The sequence below is a fragment of the Pusillimonas sp. T2 genome (assembly GCF_002236805.1).
In the GTDB taxonomy this organism is placed as follows: Bacteria; Pseudomonadota; Gammaproteobacteria; order Burkholderiales; family Burkholderiaceae_B; genus Neopusillimonas.
Genome location: NZ_NIQA01000012.1, coordinates 1 through 17,083, shown reverse-complemented (window position 1 = coordinate 17,083; position 17,083 = coordinate 1). Strand labels below are relative to the sequence as shown.

The window sequence follows — 17,083 nt, the reverse complement described above, 5'->3', positions numbered from 1 at the left end:
TCATGATGAATCTGATGGCCCGTACAAAGCGCCTGACGTATCTGGTGCATCGATGGACGGGTGTGGTCGGGTGCATGCTGATGGCGCTTTGGTTTGTCAGCGGCATCGTCATGCTTTTCGTCGGTTATCCCAAGCTCACCCCTTGGGAGCGCCTGGCCGCGTCGCCCGAGTTGTCGGTGACCGAATGCTGTGTGACGCTGGATACCTTGCCGGACGACCGCTTCGTCGGTGACGCCGCCGTTGTTCTGACGGTTATTGCCGACACGCCTGCTTATGTGTTGGGCAACGCGGGGAAGGGCGTTTTAGCCTATAGCGCCCGGGATGGACAGCGCCTGGGCCCTGTCACGCCCGAGCGCGCATTGGCACAGGCGGCGGTATTTTTGCCGAATGCGACATTGCGCTACGACGACGCTATCGATGAAGATCGCTGGACGCATGCACGCAGTCTCGATGCGCATCGGCCATTGCACCGCATTTCCGTAGACGGTCCCCTTCCGGGCACGTTGTATGTGTCCGGAGTTACCGGTCAGGTGGTCCTCGATGCGCCTTTGTCCCAGCAACGCTGGAGTTACGTGGGGGCCTGGTTGCACTGGCTCTATATGTTCAAAGACGGCTCGGTCGACCCGATCTGGTCCTGGCTAGTCATTGGGTTATCGGCCTTGTGCACCGTCAGCGCGTTGTCGGGTTGTGTCGTCGGCGTGTGGCGCTGGCGTTTTAACGGCCGCTACAAAACAGGGGCTCGCACTCCGTATCGGGAGCCATGGATGCGTTGGCATCATATTGCAGGGTTGCTTTTCGGAGGCGTGATCCTGGCCTGGATATTCAGCGGCCTGATGTCCATGAACCCTCTGGGCATATTCTCGCCTAAACACATAAAGCCCAACCTCGTCGCGTACTACGGTGGTGGCAGCTTACCTGCCGGGCCGCTTGCACAGCCTTCACGCGTCATTCAGACCTTGCACCAGTCCGGCTTTTTGCCGGTCGAACTGCACTGGCGAAGCCTGAATGCCGAAACGTATGTACTGGCATACGACCGACAGGCGCATACCCGTCTGGTGCGCGACGATGGGCAGGGCGGTTTGGCTGTCAGCCTGTCATGGCCTGCTGCCCAAGCACTGGCTGCGGCCGCCCAGCTGTTTTCGTATCCCTTGATCGGCAACGAAGTACTGCGTGTAGACGATGCCTATTATTACCGGCGGCATGCCGAGGCCATGAACGGCGCACGTCAGTTGGGCTTGCCCGCGTTACGCGTAGACTTTGCCGACCCGGGGCGCACGCGCGTGTATATCGACCTGCAAACGGGCGCTGTGGTAACCAGCCTGGATACCTCGCAGCGAACTGGCCGTTGGCTGTTTTACTTTCTTCATAGTTGGGATACGCCGGGCCTGCTGCGTACGGGGCCGCTTCGCGACCTTGTCATCATGGTGCTGAGCCTGGGCGGGCTGGCGGTGACACTGGCCGGCGTGCGTATTGGGTGGCGACGGGTGATGCGTCTGTATAAGTAGTGAAAATCAAAGATTGAAGCGCCCCGAGGCGCTTCAATCCTGCATTAGCCTCACGAACTGTACTGGTTCCGCAGGGTCATTACATCTGCGGCTTATGCTTCCCCGATGTCCTGGCTCATCCAGCTGTAAAGCCCTGCAACCCAGCTTTGTGCGTGCAGGCCGAATGCGGCAGAAACATCTTCGGCGCGTGCGTAAAGCGCGTCAAAATCGATTGACGGTGGCTGTTTAAAGGCAATAGCTACCATATTGCCATCGTGGACTTCAGGTAACCAGGCGACGGCAGGGAAGGCGTTTTCGATCATCCGAATGTGCGCAAGGTGTTCAGGCCAGTCGCAATACAGGTTTATGGTCATCATGCCTGTGCGTGACAGGATATTTGCGCAGGCCCCGTAGAAGGCTTCAGAGCTAAGAACTGGGCTATGTGCTTTTGCATCGTATAAATCAACCTGCAAAATATCGACCGAGCGGCGTCGCGAAAAATCTGTGACGTAATCTGCCGCATCCATGCTTAAAACCTTCAGTCGGTCGTCGTCGTTTGGTAACGCGAAGTGGCTTCGGCATGCCTGAATGACTTCAGGGTTGAGCTCGACTGCTGTGATTCTTGAGGGCGCAAGGTGGTGGTAGCAAAATTTTGTTAGCGCCGCTGCGCCCAGGCCAAGCTGAACAATATGTGCGGCGTTGTCGCGAAACAGTAGCCACATCATCATTTGTTGAACGTACTCCAGCTCGATCGAATTGGGCTGGTCGATGCGCATTGTGCCTTGTACGGCGGCAGTGCCGAAATGCATGCTACGCACGCCGTCGAGTTCAACAATATTTACCATGAAAAGTCGCTTTTTTGCGGAGTATTAGTTAGTGCCGGTGTTCGTCAAATAGGCGCCGTACACGTTGTTCGAAATTGCTTGACCCCCCCACTGGGGCTTGCTACGGTTTGCACGTCTGCGATGCCGCATACTGTATGGTAACGGTACGCCTGTTTTTGCATTTAACCCAACTTGCTCAGGAGACTTTAATGACGACTTCGTTCGAGACCGTTCGTGTGGCAGCTGTGCATGCAGCAGCGCCTTTTTTGAACCTGGAAGCCGGTGTGCGGCGGGCGGTCGAGTTTATTCACGAAGCTGCGGCGGGTGGAGCACGCTTGGTTGCCTTCCCTGAAACGTTTTTGCCGGGCTATCCGTACTGGATCTGGTCGCACACAACAAAGTATGCCGCGCCGTTTTTTGCCGAGTTGTATCGTAATGCCATTGAGCTGCCCAGCCCGCAATCGGATGCGATTGCGGCGGCTGCTCGCGAGGCGGGGGTCTGGGTAAGTTTGGGGGTTAACGAGCGTGACGGTGGCACCTTGTACAACACCATGGCGTGGTATTCGCCCGAGGGGCGTTTAGTAGCGAAGCACCGCAAGCTGCATCCTACCAATGCCGAGCGTACCGTGTGGGGCCAGGGCGACGGCCGCGATTTGTTTGTGGTGGATACGGGTTTTGCGCGGGTTGGCGGGTTGATTTGTTTTGAACACACGATGAGCCTGGCGCGCCACGCACTTACAGCGATGGGCGAGCAGATTCACGTCGCGTCGTGGCCGGCTATCAATGCTACCCATGCTGATCCGAATGCAGGCGATTTCAATCACTATGCCACCACGTTGGCAGCAGCCCACGCAATTTGCGCGCAAACTTATGTGATCGTGGTGCAAGGGCGTATTTCTGAAGAGATGGTGGAGCGCTTGGCAGTGCCGGCTGGCCCAGATGCACCTACGGTGGGTGGCGGGATCAGCGGCTTTATGGGGCCGAATGGTAAGTGGTTGGCCGAGCCGCACCGCGATACCGAGGCGGTTATTTTTGCCGATCTGGATTTATCGATGATTGCTTTTGCGAAGTACTTTGCCGACGGAGCCGGCCATTACGATCGACCTGATGTGTTCCGCTTCGACCTTGACCGCACCCCGCACACGACATTGCCCGAATCAACAGTGCAGCAGGGGGTGATTAGGGTTGCCAGTGCTTCGACTAAAGTGGTTTGAGCGGCACTCATTAAGATCCCCGAACGGATACTGCTTAGGTAAACTACGCGCAAAATAATGAAGTGCTCGATTTTGGGGACATGAAGCACGTTGTCGGTTCAGGATGGCGTGGTCTAGAAAAGCCGGCAGCTTATTTCATCTTGAAAGACAAACATGCGATTCACTGTGTTGCCAAGGCGTTGGGCCTTATTGGCTTGTTTAGTTTTGCCGTGTAGCGCAAACGCCTTTTTTCCCTTTGATTTTGACGATGCAGATACCGAAGGCAAAGGGAAAAGCGAAATCGAGATGAGTTTCGCGTACCAAAAAGATCGTGCCATTGTTTTAAATGATGCCGGCGATGAAATGGAGGTCACAACCGACGCGTCCAATACGCTGCTTTGGTCGTACACGTATGGCGTTACAGACAACCTTGACGTATTTATAAACAAAGCGCGTCAAGGTAATCCGTATGCTGGCTGGCAAAACACCCAAGTGGGTGCACAGTGGCTCTTTGCGGGTGACCAGAATCGCGGATGGAGTTTTGCACTCATGCCCTCATTGATATTGCCTGTCAGCCAAAGAAGCGAGGCTAAGGGGCTTGGCTCGGCAAAAACCAACTTTGAGCTGATCTGGATCAGCTCATACGTGTCGAGTGACTACGAGCTGCATTTTAATGTGGGGTACTCGGGTAACCGTTATTCCCGCTCAATAGAAGACGAGCCTCGCCGACATCTCTGGAGCGTTTCAGTGGCACCCATTTGGGTGCTTAATGAACAGTGGTCTTTGGGGGTGAGCCTGGGCGCAGCCACAAATACCGACGATACAGGGAAGTACACCCCGTTTGGTCAGTTTGGCATCAGTTATACGCCGATTAAAGACGTGCAAGTTGGCCTGGGGGTCATGGTCTCGCCCAACTGGAGGAAAACAGACGGCAGTCGCAGTACAATGATGACTGCCGGTCTGTCTTATGACTTTTGAGGCCTCACATGAATTAATGGGCTTTTCAGCGCTCTGGTGACCAGAGCCGTGTTTTTGCATCTTTTTCGTAGGCCATGCCATTGGGGTAGCTGATCAGTTCAACATGCATGCCCCAGGGGGTCAGCACGTAGTTGATAGATTGGCCGGCCGCTGGGCCTTCTTTAAGTTCGAAAGGCCCCATAAAGGTCTTCAACCCAAGGGCCTTCGCCTTCTCTACAGCAGCCGCAATATCTTCAACATAGAAGGCAATGTGAGCTCCGCCATAATCACTGTTTCGGGGCAATTCTTTCTTTTGGTCTGGCGAACTGTACTGGAATAACTCGATATTTGAGCCATTACCGCAGCGCATCATTGCGATCTGATGAAGGACAGCGCGAGGATGGACATTGACAAGGTCCTGCATGAAAGTACCTTTATCGTCACTGAATGGACCAAACCTCATTACCTCGGTGCAGTCTAGTACATCACGAAAAAAAGTAACGCCTTGCTCGATATCGGGTACGGTAAAGCCGATGTGGTCGATGCCGCGAACACCCGGAATGGCTTTGCCGTCAGAAGCCCAAACGCTGCTGAAGGACAACAACAAGGCCGTGCATACGGTAGCCATGGTGAATCTTTTCATAGACGCTACTCCCAAAATATTTGAAAGAAAAAATAGTGACCAAGTCACCTCGAACAATATAAACCAGAGTGAATAGGGGTGTGCAGGTGTCGGTGCGCTACAGCACTTTGCTTTGTGGGAAGGTGATCAGGCGTGATTGAGTGGCGTCAACGCTATCCATGAACTGAACGGGGGCTTCTTTGATGTCCCAGTTCATTCCGGCTTGCTGCTGCCAGACCTCAGCTGGTTTGGACTGAGTTGCTTGCCTAAGCCATGGCGAGGTGGTTGGCCGACGTCGGCCATTTGTTCGACGAGGTGAGCCATAGCGGTTCTCCATACGAAAAAGTTCAAAAGGTTTGAAAGGTGTGGCCACACGTGCGGCACATGTGGTTGTTCAGCATTGTTTCGTCTACGGCTTGACCCAACGCAGCACCTGCTGCACAGCCCACTGTACCGCCTGCCAGGGCACCGAGTACTGCAGCCGAAACCCCGTTAAGGGGCGTTGATGAGGCCATCGCGCGAAGCCCCATGAAGGCGCCGATACTGGCACCCTTTTTGGCACCGGCCAGCGCACTGAAGACGCCAGCGCAGGTACCGAGCGCTCCACCTAGTTTTTTGCCGTGATTCTTGAGTCGGGTTTTGGGTGATTCGCACAGCGGGCACCTAGCTGGTCTGTTCGAACGATAGATAAAGTCAGACGCGTTTTGGTTGGGTGGTGTTGTCATGCTGATAATCCTTGGATAGGGAAGGCGGCATAAAAAAGGCCCCAGAGGGTGAACTCTAGGGCCAGTACGAGTAGGAAGTGTGAACAGGTCAGGCGGAGCGGCATGGAGTGGGGTAGGGCAACTGCGTGACCGTACCTCTGATGTTCTGGGTGAGTTCGGCCGCCAGCCACAGCAAGTTGTTTTGAAGTTCTGGGGAGAGACCGAGGAAGTTATCAAGACCATCGGCATGAAGACTGGTCGGCAGGGCATGCAGCTGGCCATGTTTTCCGGTGATCTTGTCGATGGGGTCAGGAGGACGAACACGAAAAGGGGTGTTGGGCTGAGGAGGGGAGGGGCTTTGATTCATTGATGCTCCTGGCGAATTGCGTCAGACTGGTGGGTACTCCAGGGGGTGATATATGAGTGAGAAAATCTGGAATACGCGGTGCAATCGTCTCAGGGGTGCTTTTTGCCCAACGAGCTTGCTGAACGGCGGGTTGTGGCCGAAAGCTGCTACCTGCTTGTTTTATTAGGAACTTGGGCTACTCCTACATTCACCCTTTGCCTCGGTACAACCTCAACAGGGCCAGTGGTAGCATATGGTTTCATTTATATAGATGCGTGCCGCCTGTTCTTGCCTCTCATAATTAGGCGATCAGAATAATCGGCCAATCTATCGCGGAGACTCAGATGGCCGGTTCGACTTTTCAGACAAACCCCTACGACTTATACAAGCTGCTGGAAGACTGCGACCGGGGTGTCATACAGCTACCTGACTTTCAGCGTAGTTGGGTATGGGATGAGGATCGCATCAAAAGTCTCCTTGCTTCAGTTTCCCGAGCGTTCCCAGTGGGTGCGCTAATGACGTTGGATACTGGCGGCGATGTTAACTTTAAGCCTCGTCCAATTGAAGGGGCCCCCCCTTATGCAAAAGATGAAACTCCTCGCTCGCTTCTGCTAGATGGACAGCAGCGCATGACCTCGCTGTATCAGGTAACACTGCGAAATAAGGTTGTGGAGACGGTTACGCCCAAGAAAAAAAAGGTCAAGCGTTGGTTTTATATTGACATCAATAAAGCACTGGACCCAACCATCGACAGAGAACAAGCCATCATTGGTGTTCCAGAGGATAAGAAAATTCGACAAGACTTCGGGCGTGATGTGGTCCTTGATCTTTCTACGCCTGAGCATGAATATGCTGCGCTGCTTTTCCCTGTTACGCATGTTTTTGACTGGGACCGCTGGCAAGACGGATTCGATCAATATTGGAAGGGTGATGCCCATAATTCCGTGCGTGAGACTTTCCGCATCTTCAAGCGAGAGGTGTTGGAAAATTTCAAGTACTACCGTGTACCGGTGATCTCGCTAGACCGATCAACCACCAAAGAAGCTGTCTGCGTTGTTTTTGAAAAGGTAAACACTGGTGGCAAGCCGTTGGATGCTTTTGAGTTGGTTACAGCAATGTATGCTGCGGACGGCCATCAGCTACGTAGAGACTGGTACGGAGACCATAACTACCCAGGGCGACATCAGCGCTTTGTGAGCACGTTGCGCTCAGCTGGCGCTGAAGAGGGCATCATTGCCAGAGTCAGCAACACTGATTTCCTTCAGGCAATTTCTCTTTTTTATACTCGTGACCGACGGCTGGAAGCTCAGTCTGCTGGTAAACAGGGTAAGGAGCTGCCTGCCGTCACCGCGAATCGGCAAGCACTACTGAACCTTCCTCTTGTTGCTTACAAAAAGTACGAGAGGCAGGTGGAAGAGGGTTTTGTGCGAGCAGCCAAATTTCTGCATATGCTGCACATCTACCGTATTTTTGATTTGCCGTATCAATCACAGATTGTGCCTCTAGCAGCGATTTTGACTGAAATTGGAGATGATTGGGAGCACGAAGCTTACAGAGCTAAGCTCATCCGCTGGTACTGGAATGGGGTATTCGGTGAGTTATATGGCTCAACTGTCGAAACCCGAATTGCCAAAGACTTTATCGAGGTTCCCGCTTGGTTGAGTGGCGGCCCTGAGCCAACCACTGTTAGTGAAACCATCTTCCGTGCTGATCGCTTGAAGACGATGCGTATGCGACTTTCTGCCGCTTACAAAGGCATGAACGCTTTGCTTATGAAAGAAGGGGCGCAAGATTTTCGATCTGGCCAAAAATTCGATCACACCGTTTTCTTTGGCGAGAATGTAGATATCCACCACATCTTTCCTCAAGACTGGTGCAAGAAGCAGGGCATTAGGCCGGCAGTCTACGACTCCATCATTAACAAGACTCCTCTGTCATATCGAACTAACCGAATCCTCGGAGGAGTTGCTCCGTCAGCATATCTGGCGAAGCTAGAAGGAGGGGATAGTAAAACCCCGGCAATCGGGCGCGAACGTTTAGACAGCTATTTAGGTTCACACCTGATTGATTCAAAGCTCCTACGCACTGACGATTTTGAAGCCTTTATGACGGACCGCCAGCAGCGCCTGCTTAAACTTATTGAAAAGGCGATTGGCAAAGAGGCTTACACGGGTACAGAGCCTGAAGAGGGAATGGATTTTGAAGCAGAGGAAGATGGTGATGAGTCAGAGATGGTCATTCTTGATTGATGTATAGCCAAAGACCAAGCGCCTTTGTCCTGCCATTGATTCCTCGCTATCCTTTACCCATATTTAGCATTAAGCGGACCCATTATCCATGACCCAACCCATCACCCTGCAACAACTTGAATCCTTTCTTTGGGAGGCCGCCGACATTCTGCGCGGCAACATGGATGCTTCTGAATTCAAGGACTACATCTTCGGCATGATGTTCTTGAAGCGCCTGTCGGATGCGTTCGACGAAGCCCGTGAAAGCGTGGTTCAGTATTACCTGGACAAAGGCAAGACACAGGATCAGGCCGCCGCACTGGCTGACGATGAGGACGAATACGATAAAACGTTTTTCATCCCGCCCATGGCCCGCTGGGATGCGCTGAAAGACTTGAAGCACGATATTGGTGCGGAACTGAACAAGGCCACAGAAGCAATTGAAGAACACAACCCGTCGCTGGAAGGCGTGTTGGTCTCGATTGACTTCAACATCAAGAACAAGCTGTCTGACAAGAAGCTGCGCGACCTGCTCAGCCACTTCAGCCGCTACCGCTTGCGTAACGGCGATTTCGAGCGACCTGACCTGCTGGGTACCGCCTACGAATATCTGATCAAGATGTTTGCCGACAGTGCCGGCAAGAAGGGTGGCGAGTTCTATACGCCATCTGAAGTGGTGCAGTTGCTGGTGGCCCTGTTGAAACCCACGGCCGGCATGCGGGTGTATGACCCTACTTGTGGATCGGGCGGTATGCTGATTCAGACGCGCAACTACCTGGCCAGCCACGGTGAAAACCCGGCCAACTTGTCGCTGTTTGGTCAGGAAATGAACCTGAACACCTGGGCCATCTGCAAGATGAACATGTTCCTGCACGGGGTGTACAGCGCGGATATCCGCAAGGGTGACACCCTGCGTGAGCCGCAGCATACCCAGCAGGGCGAGCTGATGACGTTTGACCGGGTGATTGCCAACCCGCCGTTCAGCCTGAAAATGTGGGGCAAGGAAGAAGCCGAGAACGACGCGTACGGGCGCTTCCCCTATGGCACGCCGCCCAAAGATGCCGGTGACCTGGCCTTTGTGCAGCACATGATCGCCAGCCTGAACAGCGAAGGCATGATGGGCGTGGTAATGCCGCACGGCGTGTTGTTTCGCGGGTCCAGCGAAAAGGAAGTTCGCAAAGGCCTGCTGAACGACGACCTGCTGGAAGCCGTGATCGGCCTGCCCTCGGCCCTGTTCTATGGCACCGGTATTCCGGCCTGTTTGTTGATCATCAACAAAAACAAACCCGCGGATCGCCGGGGCAAGGTGCTGTTCATTAACGGTGAACTGGAGTACGAGGAAGGCAAGAACCAGAACAAACTGCGGCCGATTGATATTGACAAGATCGTAGCCACGTTTGAAGGCTATACCGAGATTAAACGGTATTCCAAAGTGGTGAGCCTGGAGGACATTGCCCAGAATGACTACAACCTGAATATCCGGCGCTATGCCGATACCTCACCGCCACCGGAGATTTTTGATGTGCGGGCCATTCTGCATGGCGGTATTCCGGTACGGGAAGTGGAAAGCGAGTACATGCGCGAGGAAGTTCTGGAGAATTTTGATGTGTCGACCGTGTTTGTGAAACGGGATGCGGCGTATTACGAATTCAAGCCTGAGATTGAAACTCGGGAACAGATCCGGGAAGTGGCGGGTGAGGTGGATGGCAAGGTTATTGCCCAACTGGAACGCTGGTGGGATAAATACCGGGTATCGCTGAATGAACTGGATGTGCAGGTGGCAGAGGCTGAAAAGGTGATGCGCGGGTATTTGAAGGAGTTGGGGTATGAGTGAGGTGATTCCGGAGGGTTGGCGTTTGCTAGAAGCAGAAGAAATTTACTCAAGAATGCGAGTGCAAAAAGTTTATGACCGGCATCAAGTGCATCAAGATGGAAAATTTCCAGTAATTGACCAGTCCGAGTCTGGGTGCATTGGATTTATAAACAATGATCCCGATTTTTTGTGTACTCCATCGTCACCACTGACAACATTCGCAAACCATACGTGCTTTGTTCGTCAGATGAGAAAATCATTTTCAGTAATTCAAAACGTCTTTCCTTTAAAAGCAAAAAAAGATGTTTCTCAAGAATTTCTGTTTCATATGTTAAATGGCTCCATCAAGCAAGATGGTTACAAAGGGCATTATCCTGCACTTAGAGAAACACAATTCCTATTACCTCCCCTCCCCGAACAACAAAAAATCGCCACCATCCTGTCATCCGTCGATGACGTGATCGAAAAAACGCGTGCCCAAATCGACAAGCTCAAAGACCTGAAAACCGGCATGATGCAGGAGTTGCTGACACAAGGAATTGGGCATACGGAGTTCAAGGATTCGCCGGTGGGGAGGATTCCTGCAAGTTGGTCTGAGTGCATTCTTCAAGATATTGCTGTCGTTCAAACAGGCGTAGCTAAAAACGGAAAACTGACAGGTGATTTCATCGAAGTCCCTTACCTACGAGTAGCAAATGTTCAGGATGGATACTTGGATCTTACTGAAATCAAAACGATTTCTATCGAAGCATCTAGACTTGACCGCTTCCTGCTTCGCGATGAGGACGTACTGGTAAACGAAGGAGGCGATTTCGACAAACTTGGACGAGGTTTTATCTGGCGCAATCAAGTTTCGCCCTGCGTGCATCAAAACCATGTGTTCGTTGTAAGAACTAATAAGGCCAAGCTTTTACCATTGTTTTTCAATTACTTATCAGGCAGTGAATACGGAAAAAAATATTACTTGGGATGCGCGAAGCAGACAACTAACCTGGCCAGTTTGAATTCAACGCAGCTAAAGGCATTCCCCATTTTGCTCCCATCAATTCAAGAGCAAAAAGGGATTTGTGATGTGTTGCAGTCTTTTGATGAAAAACTTCAGCAAGTAAAGGCTAAATTGGAGTCACTCCTCATCTTAAAAAAAGCCCTGATGCAAGACCTCCTCACCGGCAAAGTCCGGGTAAAATTCGATTCTCGGGAGGTCGCAGCGGCCTGATTCTCAGCCGCCCACTGCCATGTTCCAGGACGAAATCCACAAAGTCGAACAGCCTGCCATCAATCTGCTGCAACGCCTGGGCTGGCAGTACATTCCGGGTGCTCAGCTCGCTCCGGCAGCCGACACAATCCCCACCCAAACTGCGGAGCGCAGCTACTTTCGCGACGTGGTGCTGGTCAACCGTCTGGAACAGGCGATCAAGCGCCTGAACCCCTGGATCAGTGACGAGAACCTGCGCAAAGTGGTGCGTGACATCACCCACCCTGTTCACGCCGGACTGATGGAATACAACCACGCGCTGTGGCAGATACTGGTGAACTATGTCTCGGTGGAACAGGATTTGGGCAAGGGGCGCAAGGGGCAGACGGTCAAGATCATTGACTTCGACACACCTGCCAACAACGATTTCCTGTGTACCAACCAGTTCAAGATCGAAGGCCCGAACCAGAAGATCATTCCCGATATTGTGTGTTTTGTAAATGGCCTGCCGCTGGCGGTGATCGAGTGCAAATCGCCCTACACGGCCGATGCCATCGCCCAGGGCATTGACCAGCTGCGCCGCTATGCCAATCTGCGTGATCCGTCTTCCGAAGAAGGCGCCCAGAAACTGTTTTGGTACAACCAGTTGATGGTGTCCACCTGCCGCGATCAGGCGAAGGTAGGCACTATCAGTTCGGGCACCGCCCATTACGCCGACTGGAAAGACGCCTGGCCACTGACGGACCGCCAGATTGTTGAATTTCACACCCAGCCCCTGGTTGAACATACCGCCACGGTATTGCACACCGACGATGTACCTTCACCGGACTACCTGCAAGCCGCCATACGTAAAGCCCAGGGCCACAGCGATGTACCCGACACGCTGACCTCGCAGGAACGCCTACTTGCCGGGTTGTTCCACTGCGACCACTTCTTGGACATCATCCAGAACTTTCTTATTTATGAACCCATCGACGGGCGCCTGATCAAGAAAGTGGCTCGTTACCAGCAGTACCGCGCCGTGAACAAGGTGATTGAACGGCTCAAGACCGGCTCCACCCGCAAGGAAAAATCCGGTGTGGTGTGGCACACCCAGGGCTCGGGTAAAAGTCTGACCATGGTGATGCTGGCTGTAAAAATGCGGCGCGACCCGGAGTTACAACAGTACAAACTGGTGTTTGTGACTGACCGCACACAGCTCGACAGCCAACTGTCCACCACCTTTCGCAATGCCCAGAACGAAACCGTCTATAACGCGGGCTCGGTGGCCGAACTGAAAGAGCTTCTGCAAAAGGATGCGTCCGACATCGTGACGGCCATGGTGCAGAAGTTTCAGGAAGCTGAACAGGAAGGTGACTTCACCAACCTGAACACCAGCGACAAGATCATTGTGCTGGCCGATGAAGCGCACCGTACCCAGTTTGGCGGGTTGGCCATGACCATCAATGCCGCCTTGCCCAATGCTCCCAAGATTGGTTTTACCGGCACGCCACTGCTGAAAACCCAGAAAATGGACCAGGCCTTCGGCGGCTACATTGACCAGTACAAGATCAATCAAGCGGTTGACGATGGTGCCACGGTGCGCATCATCTACGAGGGCCGGCAGGTCAAAACCGATGTGGTCGGTGATTCGCTTGATGCGCTGTTCGATGAATACTTCAAGGACTACAGCGACGAGGACAAGCGGGCCATCAAGAAAAAATATGGCGTAGAACGGGCCATACGCGAAGCCCCGGCCCGGATTCGCTGGGTGTGCATTGATTTGCTAAAACACTATCGCGAACATATTCAACCCAACGGTTTCAAGGGCATGATTGTGGTGGGCAGCCGCCATGCGGCCACCGTGTTCAAGACCACGCTGGATGAACTGGGTTCGCCACCGTGCGAAGTAATCATTTCCGGCAGCCACAACGACCCGGCCTACCTGGCCCAATACACCGACCCCACTCGCCAGAAGAACATCATCAAAAACTTTACCAAGCCGCTGGATGAAGAGCCCACGGCCTTGCTGATCGTCAAGGACATGCTGCTGACCGGCTTTGACGCGCCAATTGCCCAGGTCATGTACATTGACCGCAGCCTGAAAGACCACACCCTGATGCAAGCCATTGCGCGGGTGAACCGCACCTACAAAGGCAAGCAGGCCGGGTTCATTGTGGATTACTACGGCTTGTCAGACCACCTGACCCAGGCGCTGGACCTGTTCAGCAGTGACGATGTGGAAGGCAGCTATGTAACGCTGCGTGATGAACTGCCCAAGCTCAAAGCCGCCCATACCCGCGTGGCGGCTGTGTTCAAAACCGTGAAGAGCCAGGACATTGATGACTATGTGCTGCACCTGAAGGATGAAGAAACCCGCCAGCAGTTTGACCTGGCCTTCAAACGGTTTGCCAAACAGATGGATGTAATTCTGCCCGATGCCGCCGCCCAGCCGTTTCTGGCGGATTTACGGTTGTGGGGCAAGGTGCAGCATGCCGCCCGAAACCGCTACCACGATGCAGGTCTGAATCTGCACGATGCGGGTGCCAAGGTGCGCAAATTGGTCGATGAGCATATCATCAGCACGGGCGTGGACCCCAAGATCCCACCCGTGGATCTGATGGACGCCAATTTCAAGACGGCGGTAGAACAGATCAAATCCCCGGAATCGCGAGCCTCGGAAATTGAAAGCGCCATCAAGCACCACATTACCGTCAACCTGGACGAAGACCCGGAATACTACAAATCCCTGAGCCTGCGCCTGCGTGACATCATTGAAAAGACCAATGGCAAGTGGGAGCAGCAACTGGAACTGTTGTTGCACATGGTGGGTACCATTGAGTCCGACCACAAGAAAGCCGCCGACGACCTGGGCCTGAACCCGACCGAATACGCCTTCTACAATATTCTGATGGCTGAAGTCACGAAGCTGGCGGGCGATGAAACCGTCAGCGATGCGGTTCACGATGAAATCAAGACCACCACGCAGGCCTTGGTCGCCGTTTTCGAGGAAGCCACACAAATCGTGGACTTTTTCAGCAAGCCCGATGAAATCAAACGCCTGAAAAAAGAGATCAAGCGCGCGGTGCTGGACTGTTCGTTTAACGACAAGGATCTGGTCACGGTACTGCAAGACCGCTTCATGGAACTGGCCAGAACGAAGTTTGGACAATAATGGTCGCTATCGACGAACGCACCGAGTACCGGGACGGCAACGGTTTTATTGCTGAAGTCATTCGCACCGACCGGCGTAAAACTGCTGACCTTCGCGTGGAGGATGGTGCAGTGTCGATTGTGGTGCCGCGCCACATTTCACTGGAAAAAATCGACCAGATCCTGGCAAGCAAACGCCCCTGGATCAAGGAAAAGCTTGCCCTGCATCGTGAAGCTGCGCCCGCCAACAGCAAGGCTTTTGTGTCGGGGGAAGCCTTTCCCTACCTGGGGCGCAACTACCGGCTGAAGGTCGAACATGGCCCATTTACGCCGGTACGCCTGATTCAGGGCCGACTGATGATTCAGGTGCCTCAGGGTAGTGAACAACCCCACATGGTCCGCAACGCCCTGGTGCGCTGGTACAAGCGGCAGGCTGAACAAAAATTGGCCGAAAAAGTGGCCAGGTATGCGCCCATTGTGGGGGTGACACCCCATGGGGTTGGCATCAAAACCTTCCGCTCACGCTGGGGTAGCTGCACGGTTCATGGAAAGCTGGAATTCAACTGGCAGATCATGATGGCGCCGAACCGCATGGTGGATTATGTAGTGATCCACGAACTGTGTCATTTGATCCGGCATGACCATTCACCTGAGTTCTGGAAGGAGGTGGCCAGAGTGATGCCGGAGTACGTGGAGTGCAGGATGTGGCTGAAGATGAATGGGGTAGGGCTGAGGGTTTGATGGGTGATGAGCAGGGGACGGTTTCGGATAGCGGGGTGATGAATGGCAGCTTCCGGCCAAGAGCAGCCCTTCGTGCGCTGTTTTACACAGCGGAAATTTAGCTATCTGGCGGGACTCGCGCCACGATGCTGTCAGCAATATCTCAGTTGTTATGCGGTCTTTCGTCTCATAAATTCCTTGCCGGTCAATTCATTACGCACGCATAATCAGCGTCAACGAAACGGTGGGACCTTCAATTCTTCCGCTTCTAATCACGCAGACTAATTATGGAGGGTAAACATGACCACAAAGAAACGCGTCTTTATCAGCTTCGACTACGACAACGACGAGGGAGCCAAGATCATGCTCGCCGGACAAGCGAAACTGGAAGACAGCCCTTTTGATTTTAAGGACGCCTCTGTCAAAGAGCACATGACGGGCGACTGGAAGGAGAAAGTGAAGCGCCGCATGGACAACATCGATGTAGTAGTCGTTCTCTGTGGCGAACATACCCACACGGCTGCAGGCGTGTCTGCAGAGCTGAATATTGCAAAAGAAAAAGACAAGGACTATTTTCTGTTAGCCGCATACTCGGATAAGACCTGCACAAAACCCAATAGTGCCTCGTCCTCTGACAAGCTTTACAAATGGACGTGGGATAATCTCAAGACTCTAATCGGCGGTGGGCGCTAGGAGAAAACCATGCGCAAAGCACTTGTTGTTGGAATCAACTACTACCAACGAGTCGGATGCCTTTACGGATGTGTTGATGACGCACATTCAGTAAAAGCAGTGCTCGATCGAAACAGCGATGGAACAGTCAATTTCGGCACGAAGCTATTAACTGGGACTGGGCCGTCTGACATGGTCACTCGTGCAACTCTGCGCGATAGCATCAAAGAGCTTTTTGCGGGTGAGTCAGAAATCGCTCTCTTTTATCTCGCCGGCCATGGGTATGTTGAAAGCACTGGTGGCTATCTAATTGCGAGCGATACGATATCTGGGGACGAGGGACTGCCTTTAAACGAGGTATTAACCTTCGCCAATCAATCAGGCGCGAGAAATAGAATTATCGTTCTTGATAGCTGTCACTCTGGAATAGCAGCCACTTCCAGTGCTGCGAGCGCATTCGCCGAAATCAAGGAAGGCACAACAATCCTCACTGCATCCACGGCAGAACAATATGCCACCGAGGAAAATGGCGCTGGCGTATTTACTACACTATTCGTTGATGCGCTGGGCGGCGCAGCGGGGAACCTGGTGGGCGAAGTGACTCCTGGAAGTATTTATGCCCATATTGATCAGTCGCTCGGTCCTTGGGATCAGCGCCCTGTCTTTAAAACCAACGTCAAAAGCTTCGTCTCACTCAGACGCGTTCAGCCGCCTATTTCGTTGGCGGAACTTCAGCGAATCACTGAGTTTTTCCCAAGTCCAGCCCATCAGTTTCCACTAGATCCGTCATTCGAGCCGGAACGGCAAGGAACTGATTCAACGATTTCAGCCCCAGACCCGGTAAACACTGCGAAGTTTGCAGTGCTTCAGAAATACAACCGCGTTGGCCTAGTTGTCCCCGTAGATGCTCCCCATATGTGGCATGCAGCTATGGGGAGCAAAGCATGCCGTCTTACCGTCCTAGGGGAACATTACCGCAGACTTGTTGAGCGCGGTCGTATCTAAGACAGTACAGAAGCTTCAACGGATATGCCCGACAGTTCACCCTACGCGGACGTGCCAAAGTGGCGCTTCGCTCTTTTTTTACATGCCGGTTGTCGCTTTACGTCCGCTCTTTCGTGTCGCCGACTCCCCCTTAGGGTCGATTTCAGGCACCACTGACAGACTCTAGGCGGCCAGAAGTGGACGCTGAA

At 53.2% G+C, this 17,083-nt stretch carries 14 protein-coding genes; 10 read left to right on the top strand and 4 right to left on the bottom strand.

The annotated features are described in order from the left end of the window. Positions 1-2 precede the first annotated feature (2 nt). Positions 3-1,505: a PepSY domain-containing protein gene (locus PuT2_RS14320; RefSeq protein ID WP_254047012.1), complete on the top strand. Its 1,503-nt coding sequence runs from the start codon at positions 3-5 to the stop codon at positions 1,503-1,505. A 92-nt stretch (positions 1,506-1,597) separates the two neighbouring features. Here PuT2_RS14320 and PuT2_RS14315 read toward each other — a convergent pair whose 3' ends face one another. Beyond that, positions 1,598-2,329: a spermidine synthase gene (locus tag PuT2_RS14315; protein ID WP_093971676.1), complete on the bottom strand. Its 732-nt coding sequence runs from the start codon at positions 2,327-2,329 to the stop codon at positions 1,598-1,600. Positions 2,330-2,517: 188 nt separating this feature from the next. Between PuT2_RS14315 and PuT2_RS14310 the strand changes: the two genes are divergently transcribed. Together PuT2_RS14310 and PuT2_RS14305 are read left to right on the top strand one after the other, a co-directional pair. Next, positions 2,518-3,522: a carbon-nitrogen hydrolase family protein gene (locus tag PuT2_RS14310; protein WP_158214057.1), complete on the top strand. Its 1,005-nt coding sequence runs from the start codon at positions 2,518-2,520 to the stop codon at positions 3,520-3,522. A 285-nt stretch (positions 3,523-3,807) separates the two neighbouring features. Beyond that, positions 3,808-4,479: a transporter gene (locus PuT2_RS14305; protein WP_158214056.1), complete on the top strand. Its 672-nt coding sequence runs from the start codon at positions 3,808-3,810 to the stop codon at positions 4,477-4,479. Positions 4,480-4,504: 25 nt separating this feature from the next. On the opposite strand, the gene PuT2_RS14300 is transcribed toward PuT2_RS14305, so the two are convergent. From PuT2_RS14300 to PuT2_RS15730, 3 genes are all read right to left on the bottom strand, one after another. Continuing rightward, complete coding sequence (locus tag PuT2_RS14300; protein WP_093971673.1) at positions 4,505-5,101, bottom strand: VOC family protein; 597 nt, start codon at positions 5,099-5,101, stop codon at positions 4,505-4,507. 326 nt (positions 5,102-5,427) lie between these two features. Continuing rightward, entirely contained in the window at positions 5,428-5,805 is a 378-nt protein-coding gene (locus PuT2_RS14295) for a complement resistance protein TraT (RefSeq protein WP_216820825.1), read from the bottom strand. Between the two features lie 88 nt (positions 5,806-5,893). Beyond that, the gene (locus PuT2_RS15730; RefSeq protein ID WP_143516201.1) at positions 5,894-6,151 is read right to left on the bottom strand and encodes a hypothetical protein; all 258 of its coding nucleotides are present in this window, start codon (positions 6,149-6,151) and stop codon (positions 5,894-5,896) included. Positions 6,152-6,474: 323 nt separating this feature from the next. Between PuT2_RS15730 and PuT2_RS14285 the strand changes: the two genes are divergently transcribed. The 7 genes from PuT2_RS14285 (at position 6,475) to PuT2_RS14255 (ending at position 16,895) form a co-directional block, all read left to right on the top strand. Beyond that, positions 6,475-8,379 (top strand): DUF262 domain-containing protein, encoded by a 1,905-nt coding sequence (locus tag PuT2_RS14285; RefSeq protein WP_093971671.1) that lies wholly within the window; start codon positions 6,475-6,477, stop codon positions 8,377-8,379. An 88-nt stretch (positions 8,380-8,467) separates the two neighbouring features. Continuing rightward, complete coding sequence (locus PuT2_RS14280; RefSeq protein ID WP_093971670.1) at positions 8,468-10,192, top strand: type I restriction-modification system subunit M; 1,725 nt, start codon at positions 8,468-8,470, stop codon at positions 10,190-10,192. Next, positions 10,185-11,387, top strand: coding sequence for a restriction endonuclease subunit S (locus tag PuT2_RS14275; protein ID WP_093971669.1), 1,203 nt, complete (start codon positions 10,185-10,187; stop codon positions 11,385-11,387). The genes PuT2_RS14280 and PuT2_RS14275 overlap by 8 nt, the downstream gene beginning before the upstream one ends. 19 nt (positions 11,388-11,406) lie before the next feature. Beyond that, complete coding sequence (locus tag PuT2_RS14270) at positions 11,407-14,520, top strand: type I restriction endonuclease subunit R (RefSeq protein WP_093971668.1); 3,114 nt, start codon at positions 11,407-11,409, stop codon at positions 14,518-14,520. Beyond that, positions 14,520-15,239 carry a M48 family metallopeptidase gene (locus PuT2_RS14265; RefSeq protein ID WP_093971667.1) on the top strand — a complete coding sequence of 240 codons (720 nt, stop codon included), beginning with the start codon at positions 14,520-14,522 and terminating at the stop codon, positions 15,237-15,239. Before PuT2_RS14270 ends, PuT2_RS14265 begins: the two co-directional genes overlap by 1 nt. 279 nt (positions 15,240-15,518) lie before the next feature. Beyond that, the gene (locus PuT2_RS14260; protein ID WP_093971666.1) at positions 15,519-15,911 is read left to right on the top strand and encodes a TIR domain-containing protein; all 393 of its coding nucleotides are present in this window, start codon (positions 15,519-15,521) and stop codon (positions 15,909-15,911) included. Between the two features lie 9 nt (positions 15,912-15,920). Beyond that, positions 15,921-16,895, top strand: a complete 975-nt coding sequence (locus PuT2_RS14255; RefSeq protein WP_093971665.1) for a caspase family protein — start codon at positions 15,921-15,923, stop codon at positions 16,893-16,895. Positions 16,896-17,083: the final 188 nt, after the last annotated feature.

Bases quoted from the DNA above. Each gene is read 5' to 3' on its own strand.
- PuT2_RS14315 (WP_093971676.1), bottom strand. From the start codon at position 2,329: ATGGTAAATATTGTTGAACTCGACGGCGTGCGTAGCATGCATTTCGGC.
- PuT2_RS14265 (WP_093971667.1), top strand. From the start codon at position 14,520: ATGGTCGCTATCGACGAACGCACCGAGTACCGGGACGGCAACGGTTTT.
- PuT2_RS14320 (WP_254047012.1), top strand. From the start codon at position 3: ATGATGAATCTGATGGCCCGTACAAAGCGCCTGACGTATCTGGTGCAT.
- PuT2_RS14270 (WP_093971668.1), top strand. From the start codon at position 11,407: ATGTTCCAGGACGAAATCCACAAAGTCGAACAGCCTGCCATCAATCTG.
- PuT2_RS14305 (WP_158214056.1), top strand. From the start codon at position 3,808: ATGAGTTTCGCGTACCAAAAAGATCGTGCCATTGTTTTAAATGATGCC.
- PuT2_RS14285 (WP_093971671.1), top strand. From the start codon at position 6,475: ATGGCCGGTTCGACTTTTCAGACAAACCCCTACGACTTATACAAGCTG.
- PuT2_RS14280 (WP_093971670.1), top strand. From the start codon at position 8,468: ATGACCCAACCCATCACCCTGCAACAACTTGAATCCTTTCTTTGGGAG.
- PuT2_RS14275 (WP_093971669.1), top strand. From the start codon at position 10,185: ATGAGTGAGGTGATTCCGGAGGGTTGGCGTTTGCTAGAAGCAGAAGAA.
- PuT2_RS14255 (WP_093971665.1), top strand. From the start codon at position 15,921: ATGCGCAAAGCACTTGTTGTTGGAATCAACTACTACCAACGAGTCGGA.
- PuT2_RS14300 (WP_093971673.1), bottom strand. From the start codon at position 5,101: ATGAAAAGATTCACCATGGCTACCGTATGCACGGCCTTGTTGTTGTCC.
- PuT2_RS15730 (WP_143516201.1), bottom strand. From the start codon at position 6,151: ATGAATCAAAGCCCCTCCCCTCCTCAGCCCAACACCCCTTTTCGTGTT.
- PuT2_RS14260 (WP_093971666.1), top strand. From the start codon at position 15,519: ATGACCACAAAGAAACGCGTCTTTATCAGCTTCGACTACGACAACGAC.
- PuT2_RS14295 (WP_216820825.1), bottom strand. From the start codon at position 5,805: ATGACAACACCACCCAACCAAAACGCGTCTGACTTTATCTATCGTTCG.
- PuT2_RS14310 (WP_158214057.1), top strand. From the start codon at position 2,518: ATGACGACTTCGTTCGAGACCGTTCGTGTGGCAGCTGTGCATGCAGCA.